Source organism: Mycobacterium asiaticum (genome assembly GCF_001668675.1).
Lineage (GTDB): Bacteria > Actinomycetota > Actinomycetes > Mycobacteriales > Mycobacteriaceae > Mycobacterium > Mycobacterium asiaticum_D.
The window spans coordinates 1-10,796 of sequence record NZ_LZKQ01000006.1; the positions used below are offsets into that span (position 1 = coordinate 1).

General features: G+C 66.5%; 10 protein-coding genes. 5 read left to right on the top strand and 5 right to left on the bottom strand.

What is annotated here, in order from left to right:
• Window positions 1–4: 4 nt before the first annotated feature.
• Complete coding sequence (locus tag A9X01_RS00120) at window positions 5–994, bottom strand: linear amide C-N hydrolase (RefSeq protein ID WP_065118734.1); 990 nt, start codon at window positions 992–994, stop codon at window positions 5–7.
• A gap of 221 nt (window positions 995–1,215) precedes the next feature.
• Between A9X01_RS00120 and thyX the strand changes: the two genes are divergently transcribed.
• The 3 genes from thyX to A9X01_RS00135 all read left to right on the top strand — a co-directional run bounded on the left by thyX (window position 1,216) and on the right by A9X01_RS00135 (window position 4,719).
• Window positions 1,216–1,968 carry an FAD-dependent thymidylate synthase gene (thyX, locus tag A9X01_RS00125; protein ID WP_065118740.1) on the top strand — a complete coding sequence of 251 codons (753 nt, stop codon included), beginning with the start codon at window positions 1,216–1,218 and terminating at the stop codon, window positions 1,966–1,968.
• Window positions 1,969–2,132: 164 nt separating this feature from the next.
• Complete coding sequence (gene dapA / locus A9X01_RS00130) at window positions 2,133–3,035, top strand: 4-hydroxy-tetrahydrodipicolinate synthase (RefSeq protein ID WP_065118735.1); 903 nt, start codon at window positions 2,133–2,135, stop codon at window positions 3,033–3,035.
• A 7-nt stretch (window positions 3,036–3,042) separates the two neighbouring features.
• Window positions 3,043–4,719 carry a ribonuclease J gene (locus tag A9X01_RS00135; RefSeq protein WP_065118736.1) on the top strand — a complete coding sequence of 559 codons (1,677 nt, stop codon included), beginning with the start codon at window positions 3,043–3,045 and terminating at the stop codon, window positions 4,717–4,719.
• An 82-nt stretch (window positions 4,720–4,801) separates the two neighbouring features.
• Here the strand turns inward: A9X01_RS00135 and A9X01_RS00140 are convergent, their stop codons facing one another.
• From A9X01_RS00140 to A9X01_RS00150, 3 genes are read right to left on the bottom strand one after another with little or no spacing between them, the layout of a single operon-like run.
• Window positions 4,802–5,674 (bottom strand): SAM-dependent methyltransferase, encoded by an 873-nt coding sequence (locus A9X01_RS00140; protein ID WP_065118737.1) that lies wholly within the window; start codon window positions 5,672–5,674, stop codon window positions 4,802–4,804.
• 2 nt (window positions 5,675–5,676) lie between these two features.
• Window positions 5,677–6,495, bottom strand: coding sequence for a mycofactocin-coupled SDR family oxidoreductase (locus tag A9X01_RS00145; RefSeq protein ID WP_065118738.1), 819 nt, complete (start codon window positions 6,493–6,495; stop codon window positions 5,677–5,679).
• On the bottom strand, window positions 6,495–6,809 hold the full coding sequence (locus A9X01_RS00150) for a putative quinol monooxygenase (protein ID WP_065118739.1): 315 nt from the start codon (window positions 6,807–6,809) through the stop codon (window positions 6,495–6,497). The genes A9X01_RS00145 and A9X01_RS00150 overlap by 1 nt, the downstream gene beginning before the upstream one ends.
• A gap of 132 nt (window positions 6,810–6,941) precedes the next feature.
• Between A9X01_RS00150 and A9X01_RS00155 the strand changes: the two genes are divergently transcribed.
• Window positions 6,942–9,494, top strand: coding sequence for an FtsK/SpoIIIE family DNA translocase (locus A9X01_RS00155; RefSeq protein ID WP_081282125.1), 2,553 nt, complete (start codon window positions 6,942–6,944; stop codon window positions 9,492–9,494).
• Between the two features lie 69 nt (window positions 9,495–9,563).
• Here the strand turns inward: A9X01_RS00155 and A9X01_RS00160 are convergent, their stop codons facing one another.
• Window positions 9,564–10,088, bottom strand: coding sequence for an amino-acid N-acetyltransferase (locus A9X01_RS00160; protein ID WP_036354904.1), 525 nt, complete (start codon window positions 10,086–10,088; stop codon window positions 9,564–9,566).
• Between the two features lie 85 nt (window positions 10,089–10,173).
• Between A9X01_RS00160 and pgsA the strand changes: the two genes are divergently transcribed.
• Complete coding sequence (gene pgsA, locus A9X01_RS00165) at window positions 10,174–10,743, top strand: CDP-diacylglycerol--glycerol-3-phosphate 3-phosphatidyltransferase (protein ID WP_065118742.1); 570 nt, start codon at window positions 10,174–10,176, stop codon at window positions 10,741–10,743.
• The last annotated feature ends 53 nt before the right edge of the window (window positions 10,744–10,796 follow it).

The following is a 10,796-nucleotide window of genomic DNA, read 5'->3' on the forward strand; positions in this document are numbered from 1 at the left end:
GCGACTAGGACGAGAGCGTCAAGAACTGCATCGGCGCGGTGGCGGTGAATTTCGTCGTGACGTTCCCGACCAGGCCGTCCTCGAGCGCGGTGTCCGCGGTGAGGTCAAGCTTGCGCGCGGGGGCCGTCTCGCTGAAGTCGATCTCGCCGAGGTCCACCCACACGATGTTCGGCCTGGTCGTCGAGGAGTAGACGTAGCGCCGGTTCGTCAGGTCGGTCACCGTCTGCCAGATGGTCTGCGACGCCTCGGGTTTGCCCGGGTCCGGGATCCGGAACGGCTGGGCTGCGTTCCTGATGACGCTGAGCATGCCGGCGATCGCGGACACCTGGTCGGCCGCCGGGGGTAGCCGCTCGACGTAGTAGCTGGCGCGAGCGAACCTGTCGGACGCCAGCGTGGTTCCGGGCAGGGTCTGGCTGCCGCCGAACTCTTCGAATCGAGTAAGGAGTTCTAGTTGTTTGTCATAGGTGGGGGAATTGGTCATGACGCGGTACTCGCGGCTGTGCCACACGGTTGGCGCACCAGCTACGTACTCGATGATCGCCGAATCGCCGGACGCGTCGTCAAGAGCGAGATGGACTGCTGGCACCCTTCCGGTGCTCGGATCGGCCAAGGGCACGACCTGCACCTTCGTCTCGTTCACCCATGCCGCAGCGTCGGCTACCGTAGCGAAGTTGTCCAGGAAGTACTGCAGCCAGATCGCCATGCTCAAGGCTGGTTTTGTGGCGTCGTGGGTGCCGTAGTCCGACTCGGTGAGCCAGAGGATGTGACCGGCCAATCCCGCCTCGTTGACGCCGTCGACCGACATCAGGTCGTATGCACTGGCGATGAGGCTGCCATATTTGGCGGTCCAACTCAGCGAACCACCGACACCGTCGTTCCGCTCGATGCCACGAGGAAGAACCCAGAGATTTGTTCCGGTGTCGCAGTGATAGTCCATGTTGCGGCCAACGAGCACGGGCTCGCCATCTCTCGAATGGACTACGCGCGTACACATTTGGACGACCTCTCGTTGACTTGCGCCTAGCTTGAGCCATTCTAAGGGGTGTGCACTGGTGGGTCACGCAAGGCAACCAGGTTCATGTGCGACTCGCATTCTGGGTAACAGAGACCTCGACGAGCGGTCCAGCCCCGCCTGCTGCAACCATCGAGTGATCCGCGCCGTCACGCGGACGTGTTCTGTCCGCCGTGGTGTTGGTGCGCGATAGGCTGGCCGCCGTGGCCGAGACCCCGCCGTTACGGGTGCAACTCATCGCCAGGACCGAGTTCCTGGCACCGCCGGACGTTCCCTGGTCAACCGACGCCGACGGTGGCTCCGCGCTGGTCGAATTCGCCGGACGCGCCTGCTACCAGAGCTGGTCCAAGCCCAATCCACGGACCGCGACCAACACCGGCTACATCAAGCACATCATCGACGTCGGGCATTTTTCGGTGCTTGAGCACGCCAGTGTGTCGTTCTACATCACCGGGATCTCCCGGTCCTGCACCCACGAGTTGATCCGGCACCGACACTTCTCCTACTCCCAGCTCTCGCAGCGCTACGTGCCGGAGACCGATTCGCAGGTGGTGCTGCCGCCGGGCATCGAGGACGACGAAGAGCTCCGGGACATCCTGGCCGCCGCAGCGGATGCGAGCCGCGCCACCTACACCGAGCTACTGGCCAAGCTGGAAGCCAAGTTCGCCGACCAGCCCAACGCCGTGCTGCGCCGCAAGCAGGCACGTCAGGCCGCGCGGGCCGTGCTGCCGAATGCCACCGAGACCCGCATCGTCGTGACCGGCAATTATCGGGCGTGGCGGCACTTCATCGCCATGCGGGCCAGCGAGCACGCCGACATGGAAATACGGCGGCTGGCCATCGCCTGCCTGCGTCAGCTCGCCGACGTCGCGCCCGCAGTGTTTGCCGACTTCGAGGTGTCGACGCTGGCGGATGGGAGCGAGGTCGCCACCAGCCCTTTAGCGACCGAAGCCTGAGGCCGCGTTAGCGGGGGAAGGGTGAGGTCGCCATCGGGTCTAGCGACCGAAGCCTGAGGCCGCGTTAGCGGGGGAAGGGTGAGGTCGCCATCGGGTCTAGCGACCGAAGCTCGAGGCCGCGTCACTGCAAATGACCTTGCTGCAGGCAGGTAATCTGGACAACCGTGAGCACCGTCGGATTCGATGCCCCAGCCCGGCTGGGAACTCTTCTGACCGCGATGGTGACACCATTCGACTCCGACGGCGCCCTGGATACCGCTGCCGCGGCCCGGGTGGCCAACCATTTGGTGGAGCAGGGTTGCGACGGCCTGGTCGTTTCAGGAACCACGGGCGAGTCGCCGACCACCACCGACGACGAGAAGCGTGAGCTGCTGCGGGTCGTGCTGGAGGCGGTGGGCGATCGCGCGCGGATCATCGCCGGCGCCGGCACCTATGACACCGCCCACAGCATCAAGCTGGCCAAGGCGTGCGCCGCCGAGGGTGCCCACGGGCTGCTGGTGGTCACCCCGTACTACTCGCGGCCGCCGCAAAGCGGGCTGCGGGCACACTTCACCGCCGTCGCCGACGCCACCGACCTTCCTGTCGTGCTCTACGACATCCCACCGCGGTCGATCGTGCCGATCGAACCGGACACGTTGCGCGCGCTGGCCGCGCATCCCAACATCGTCGGCGTCAAGGACGCGAAAGCCGACCTGCACAGCGCGGGGCAGATCATCGCCGAAACCGGACTGGCCTACTACTCCGGCGATGACGCGCTCAACCTGCCCTGGCTGGCGATGGGGGCCACGGGTTTCATCAGCGTGATCTCCCATTTGGCCGCGGGGCAGCTGCGAGAGTTGTTGTCCGCCTTCAACTCCGGAGACATCGCCACTGCCCGCAAGATCAACGTCTCGGTGAGCCCGCTGTGCAATGCGATGGGCCGACTGGGCGGCGTCACGCTGTCCAAGGCGGGCCTGCGATTGCAGGGCATCGACGCCGGCAACCCACGCCTGCCACAGGTCGCGGCCACACCGGAGCAACTCGACGCGCTGGCCGCCGACATGCGTGCGGCCTCTGTACTCAGGTGAGTCACCGGTGAACGAGGAGCTCGCCCCACCAGGTCCCCTGACCGCGGGCGGGTTGCGTGTCACGGCGCTGGGCGGCATCAGCGAAATCGGACGCAACATGACGGTTTTCGAACACCTGGGCCGGTTGCTCATCATCGACTGCGGGGTGATGTTCCCCACCCATGACGAGCCCGGCGTCGACCTGATCCTGCCGGACCTACGCCACATCGAGGACCGACTCGACGACATCGAGGCGCTGGTGCTCACCCACGCCCACGAAGACCACATCGGGGCGATCCCGTTCCTGCTCAAGCTGCGTCCCGACATCCCGGTGGTCGGCTCCAAGTTCACCCTGGCGCTGGTCGCCGCCAAATGCCGCGAGCACCGCATCAAGCCGGTATTCGTCGAGGTCAAGGAGGGCCAGAGCAGCAGGCACGGGGTGTTCGAATGCGAGTACTTCGCGGTCAACCACTCCATCCCCGACGCGCTGGCCATCGCCGTCTACACCGGGGCTGGCACCGTGCTGCACACCGGCGACATCAAACTCGACCAACTGCCGCTCGACGGCCGCCCCACCGATCTGCCGGGCATGTCGCGACTCGGCGATGCCGGGGTTGACCTGTTCCTGTGCGACTCGACCAATGCCGAGCATCCCGGCGTCGGTCCGTCGGAGAGCGAGATTGGCCCGACGCTGCACCGGCTGATCCGCGGCGCCGACGGGCGGGTCATCGTGGCGTGCTTCGCTTCCAACGTCGACCGCGTGCAGCAGATCATCGACGCCGCGGTCGCTTTGGGCCGGCGGGTGGCGTTCGTCGGACGATCCATGGTGCGCAACATGAGCATTGCCCGCGATCTTGGCTTCCTGCGGGTGGCCGACGCCGACCTGGTCGACATCGCCGCGGCCGAGATGTTGCCGCCGGACCAGGTGGTGCTGGTGACCACGGGCACGCAGGGTGAGCCGATGGCCGCGTTGTCGCGCATGTCGCGCGGGGAGCATCGCAGCATCACGCTGACCGCAGGCGATCTCATTGTCTTGTCGTCATCGCTGATCCCCGGCAACGAGGAAGCCGTGTACGGCGTCATCGACGCGCTGGCCAAGATCGGGACCCGCGTCGTCACCAATGCTCAAGCGCGGGTGCATGTTTCGGGTCACGCCTACGCCGGTGAGTTGCTGTTTCTCTACAACGGGGTGCGGCCGCGGCACGTCATGCCGGTGCACGGCACCTGGCGGCACCTGCGGGCCAACGCGAAACTGGCCGCCAGCACTGGAGTGCCCGAGGAATCGATCCTGGTGGCGGAGAACGGCGTCAGTGTCGACCTGGTGGCCGGCAAGGCCACCATCGCCGGCGCGGTACCGGTCGGCAAGATGTTCGTCGACGGCCTGATCACCGGCGACGTCGGCGACATCACCCTGGGGGAGCGGCTCATCCTCTCGTCGGGTTTCGTCGCCGTCACCGTGGTGGTCAAGCGGGGGACCGGCAAGGCGGTGGCGCCGCCGCACCTGCATTCGCGCGGGTTTTCCGAGGACCCCAAGGCGCTGGAAGCCGTCGTGCCCAAGGTGGAAGCCGAGCTGGAACAGCTGGCCGCCAACAACGTCACCGACCCGATCCGGATCGCGCAGGGCGTGCGTCGCACGGTCGGCAAATGGGTGGGCGAGACCTACCGGCGCCAGCCGATGATCGTGCCGACGGTGCTGGAGGTTTAGCCTTCGCCGAACGTGAGCCTTAAGGACGGAAAACCATGAAGATGGGTACATTTCCCCCACGCTCGGCGCGCATCAGATCGCATTAGACCTTCTCGGCGTACGCCGACCACTCGATCTGGGACGCCTTGAGCCTGCGGCCCGTCGGCTCGACGTAACGCTCGAGGAGGTCGTCCGGTCCGACCTGTTCGATCAGCCGCCACCCGTACTCGTCCAGGAACCCCGCGACCTCTTCGGGCTGAATACCGAAGTGCCACAACTGCCGTCGCTTACGCACCGACCGGTACAGCGTGCGGGTGCCGTACCGGTTGCTGCCGTCGATGAAGTCGCGGCGGACATAGCTGAACACCATGCGACTGCCCGGTGCCGTCGGCCGTAACCCCTCCAGCGTGGTCCGGACGGCATCCTCGCTGAGGTATTGCGTGACGCCCTCCCAGATGAGGAAGACACGGTAGTCGGTGAGGTAACCGTGCTCGGCCAGCGCGGTCAGCAGGTCATCCTGCTCGAAGTTCAACGCCACCAACCGAACCGAGAGCGGCAGCTCGCCGAGCACCCGGCGGACGGTCTTGGCCTTGCGGGCGATGTTGACGGGCAGATCCACCTCGAACACCGGCTTGCGGACCCGTCGGTTGAGTTGATATGCGCGAGTATCCAATCCGGCGCCGAGGATGACCACCGCGTCGATGTCGCCCACCGCCTCGGCGAGCTTGTCACCGATGAACCGCTTGCGGCAGGCCAGATTCGCCCACAAACCGCGGCCGGTGAATTCCGATGCACCGATGAACGCCCGTCTTATCGCGGGCACCCGCGTGCCGGCCACCAGCCAGCGCAGCGGGGCCGGAAGGAAAAGTTCGGCGAGGTCGTCGTCCACCAGCCGACGATCGGGCGGCTCGTTCTGCTCGACGGCCGCCAACAACATCGGGCCGAATGCGGTGCTCGCTGCAGGGTTTTGGGCCATGATTACCGCTTGTTCACGCAGCCCGCATCGACTGGCAGCGCGACCCCGGTGATGTAGCGGGCCTGATCGGACACCAGCCACGCCACCGCGTTGGCGATGTCGTCGGCCTGCAGGATTTGCACCGGCAGCGCATTGCCGCCCCCGGTACCCGCGCCGGAGGCGGCCATGTCGGCAAGCCACTTCATGGTGAACTCGTTGTTGATCATCGGTGTAGCGACGCCGCTGGGATGTACGGAATTGACCCTAATATCATGCGGAGCAAGCAGATTGGCGTAGACCCGCATCAATCCCACCAGCCCGTGCTTGGACGCCGCGTATCCGATCGCGCCGGCGTCGGCGCTGGCCATGCCGGCCAACCCCGCCGCCGAACTGATCAACACGATCGACCCGCCGGCGCCCTGCTCCTTCAACGTCGGCAGGGCCACTTCAACGGTGTGGTAGGCGCCGGTGAGGTTGACGTCGATGACGTCGGTCCAGCCGTCATCGCCCGATTGCATGGGCGCGATACCGGCGTTCGCGACGACGATGTCGAGGCGGCCCAACTCGTCGATGCCGGCCTGCAGGGCTGCGTGCAGCGCGGCACGGTCCCGTACGTCGGCCTGGCGCGCCACGATCCGAGCCCCGGTTTCCTCGACGAGCTTGACGGTGCCGGCCAGTTCCTCGGAGGTGCCCAGCGGATAGGGCACGCTGGCGATCTGATCGCATAGATCGACCGCGATGATGTCCGCACCGTCGCTGGCGAGTCGCACCGCATGCGCGCGCCCCTGGCCGCGTGCGGCGCCGGTGATGAAGGCGACCTGGCCTTCCAGCGGACGTGCCATCAGGGCCGGATCTGGCCCTTGTCCGCGTCGCCGGCCGGAACCGGATGCAGCATCTTGATGTCGGGAGCTGCGGCCAGGTGCTCACCCGCGGCGGTGAACATCTTGGCCACCGCCGGGGCGGTGCTGTGCGCCTTGAGCGCCTCCTCGTCGGCCCACTGCTCGACGAACACGAAGGTCTCGCCGGACTGGTGCAACGAATACAGCTGGCATCCCGGCTCGCCGTGCACCTCTTCGACCGCGGTGGTCAGGATGTCGCGGACGGTGTCGACCGATTCGGGCTTGACGGTCAGTGTGGCGACGACGACGACGGGCATGGCTGGGCCTCCTGACGGCAGTGGGATTCGGTTGTCACCCTACTCATAACGGCGCGGGCACGGAGCGGTGAAGGTGCCGTTACCAGTGTGGCGGGTGGTGCAGATGTTGTTTCTGCGACTACGCTTGCGGGCATGGCCAGTAAGACCGCAGCCCGCTCCGGAACTCGAACGAGCAGGTCTCGGCAAGTTTCTCGACAGGACCCGAAGGCCACCCCCCGGTCCGGGGCCCGTGGTGGGCAGGCGGCGGGACGCTCGGGCGGTCCGGCGCGCAAGCCCAGAAAGCCCGCGACCAGGCCCGTCAAGCGGACCGGCAGGCCCGCCAAGCGCCGCAATCGATCGCTGCTGGCGCTGGCCGGCCGAAGCGCGCGCGCGACCTGGCTGATCGCCGCCAGGGGCACGGGCCGGGCCGCGCGGTCGGTCGGCCAGGCCCGCCACATCGAGGCGGGCCACCGACGTGACGGCATCGCCCTGGTGCTGCTGGGCGTGGCGGTGATCGTGGCCGCCAGCTCCTGGTTCGACGCCGCCCGTCCGGTCGGCGCCTGGGTGGACGCCGGCCTGCGGTTTTTCGTCGGCGCGGCCGTGGTGTTGCTGCCGCTGGTCGCGGCCGCCGTCGCGGTAATACTGATGCGGACCGAGCCGAACCCCGAGGCGCGCCCGCGGCTGATCCTGGGCTCCAGCCTGATCGCGCTGTCGTTCCTGGGCCTGCGTCATCTGTGGTCGGGATCCCCGGAAGCCCCCGACTTGCGGCAGCGCGCGGCGGGATTCATCGGCTTCGCCATCGGCGGTCCCCTGTCGGACGGGTTGACCGCCTGGATCGCGGCGCCGCTGCTGTTCATCGGCGGCTTGTTCGGGCTGTTGCTGCTGACGGGTATCACCATCCGCGAGGTGCCCGACGCCCTGCGCAACATGTTCGGCACCCGGTTGTTCACCCGCGACTACGACGACGAGGACGAATACGAAGACTTCGCCGGCGACGACGCGGACACCGTCGAGGTCACACCGGCGGAAGACTTTTCCGACGGCTACTACGACGAGGCGATCGACGACGTGCCGAAGGCGTGGCCCTCGGCCCAAGCGGTGGCAGCGGCAGAACCCATCGCGGACGAGACGCCCACCGTCCCGGAGCCACGCCGTCGGCGCGCCGCCAAGAAGACGGACACCGCGCCGCTGGACCGGGTCGTCGAAGGTCCCTATACGTTGCCGCCGATGGATCTGCTGGTGGCGGGCGATCCGCCCAAAAAGCGCAGCGCCGCCAACACCCACATGGCCTCGGCCATCGGCGAAGTCCTGACCCAGTTCAAAGTCGACGCGGCCGTCACCGGCTGCACCCGCGGACCGACCGTGACCCGCTACGAGGTGGAACTCGGGCCGGGGGTCAAGGTGGAGAAGATCACCGCGCTGCAGAAGAACATCGCCTACGCGGTGGCCACCGAGAGTGTGCGGATGCTGGCCCCGATCCCGGGCAAGTCCGCCGTCGGCATCGAGGTGCCCAACACCGACCGGGAGATGGTCCGGCTGGCCGACGTGCTCACCGCGCCGTCCACCCGTCGCGACCACCATCCGCTGGTCATCGGGCTGGGCAAGGACATCGAGGGCGACTTCATCTCGGCGAATCTGGCCAAGATGCCGCACCTGCTGGTCGCGGGCTCCACCGGCTCCGGCAAGTCCAGCTTCGTCAACTCGATGCTGATCTCGCTGCTGACCCGGGCCACCCCGGAAGAGGTCAGGATGATCCTGATCGACCCAAAGATGGTGGAACTGACGCCGTACGAAGGCATTCCGCACCTGATCACCCCGATCATCACCCAGCCGAAGAAGGCGGCCGCCGCGCTGGCCTGGCTGGTCGAGGAGATGGAGCAGCGCTACCAGGACATGCAGGCGTCCCGGGTGCGTCACATCGACGACTTCAACGCCAAGGTCCGCTCGGGTGAGATCACCACTCCGCTCGGCAGCCAGCGGGTGTACCGGCCCTACCCGTATGTGCTGGCGATCGTCGACGAGCTGGCCGACCTGATGATGACGGCGCCGCGCGACGTCGAGGACGCGATCGTGCGGATCACCCAGAAGGCCCGCGCGGCCGGCATCCACCTGGTGCTGGCCACCCAGCGGCCGTCGGTCGACGTGGTTACCGGCCTGATCAAGACGAACGTGCCGTCCCGATTGGCGTTCGCAACGTCGTCGCTGACGGACAGCCGAGTCATCCTGGACCAGGCGGGCGCGGAGAAGCTGATCGGCATGGGCGACGGGTTGTTCCTGCCGATGGGTGCGAGCAAGCCGATCCGGTTGCAGGGCGCCTACATCACCGACGAGGAGATTCAGGCCGTCGTTGCCGCCTGCAAAGACCAGGCCGAACCGGAATACACCGAGGGCGTCACCACCGCCAAGCCCACTGGTGAGCGCACCGACGTCGACCCCGACATCGGTGACGACATGGACGTCTTCCTGCAGGCCGTCGAGTTGGTGGTGTCGTCGCAGTTCGGCTCGACCTCGATGCTGCAGCGCAAGCTGCGGGTGGGCTTCGCCAAGGCCGGCCGGTTGATGGACTTGATGGAAACCCGCGGCATCGTAGGGCCGAGCGAGGGATCAAAGGCTCGCGAGGTGCTGATCAAGCCCGACGAGCTAGCTGGGACGTTGGCATTGATCCGCGGCGGCGCCAACGCCGACGGCGGAGACGAAGACTCCTAAGCGCGAGCAGACGCAAAAGCCAGTTTTCGCACGGCGTGTCGGGGACCTGAGCGTCTGCTCGCGCAAGGGCTAAAGGACCAGCAGCATCCGGGAGTTGCCCAGGATGTTCGGCTTGACGTAGCTCAGATCCAGAAACTCCGCGACACCGATGTCGTAGGAGCGGCACATCTCCTCGTACACCTCGGCGGTCACCGGTGTGCCCTCGATCTCGGTGAACCCGTGTCGGCCGAAGAACTCCGTCTCGAACGTCAACACGAACAGCCGCTCGAGCTGCAATTCCCGAGCCACCTCGAGCAGCTTGTTCACGATCGCGTGGCCGATCCCGTGGCCGGTGAATGCGGGATCGACCGCCACCGTGCGGATTTCACCGAGGTCGGACCACAACACGTGCAGCGCGCCGCAGCCCACCACTTGGCCGGGAACCTGTGGGAGTTCGGCCACCCAGAATTCCTGCACCGCCTCATAGAGCGTCACCAGATTTTTTTCCAGCAGGATTCGTCCGGCATAGGTGTCGACGAGATGCTTGATCGCGGGAACGTCGGATGTGCGCGCTCGGCGAACCACCGGCCGGTAATCCCCAGGACTTTCGGTCACGTCGCCACAGTATCGACGTCGAGGTTCGCTTGAGCTGGTCAACAGCTATTCTGTTGCCGTGTCGGGGCAGCCTGAAACCGGTGAGATGGCGGGTGCTGTCCGTATTGCGAATTTGGCCAACATTCTCACCTTGTTGCGGCTTTTGCTGGTCCCGATTTTTCTGTTCGCACTCTTCTATGGCGACGGTCATCACACCACCGCCCGCATCGTGGCGTGGGCGATATTCGCGGTCGCGTGCATCACCGATCGATTCGACGGGCAACTGGCCCGTAACTACGGCATGGCAACCGAATTCGGGGCATTCCTCGACCCGATCGCGGACAAGACGTTGATCGGCGCGGCGCTGATCGGACTGTCGATGCTTGGCGATCTGCCTTGGTGGGTGACCGTCCTGATCATGACCCGTGAGCTGGCGATTACCGTGTTGCGACTGGCCGTGATCCGGCGCGGCGTCATCCCGGCCAGCTGGGGCGGCAAGCTCAAAACCCTGACCCAGGCGGTGGCGATCGGGTTGTTCGTGCTGCCGCTGTCCGGCTTACTGCACACCGCGGCCCAGGTGGTGATGATGCTGGCGATCGTGCTCACGGTCATCACCGGAATCGACTATGTCGCCTCGACGGCCCGCGAGATTCGCCGCGCCAGACGCACGGCCTGAGCGCTCGGGGAACCATCGCGGCCACTGATGGCGTTGACCTAACGTCTGATGCT

Bases quoted from the DNA above. Each gene is read 5' to 3' on its own strand.
- A9X01_RS00120 (WP_065118734.1), bottom strand. From the start codon at position 994: ATGTGTACGCGCGTAGTCCATTCGAGAGATGGCGAGCCCGTGCTCGTT.
- A9X01_RS00140 (WP_065118737.1), bottom strand. From the start codon at position 5,674: ATGGCCCAAAACCCTGCAGCGAGCACCGCATTCGGCCCGATGTTGTTG.
- A9X01_RS00145 (WP_065118738.1), bottom strand. From the start codon at position 6,495: ATGGCACGTCCGCTGGAAGGCCAGGTCGCCTTCATCACCGGCGCCGCA.
- A9X01_RS00150 (WP_065118739.1), bottom strand. From the start codon at position 6,809: ATGCCCGTCGTCGTCGTCGCCACACTGACCGTCAAGCCCGAATCGGTC.
- A9X01_RS00155 (WP_081282125.1), top strand. From the start codon at position 6,942: ATGGCCAGTAAGACCGCAGCCCGCTCCGGAACTCGAACGAGCAGGTCT.
- pgsA (WP_065118742.1), top strand. From the start codon at position 10,174: ATGGCGGGTGCTGTCCGTATTGCGAATTTGGCCAACATTCTCACCTTG.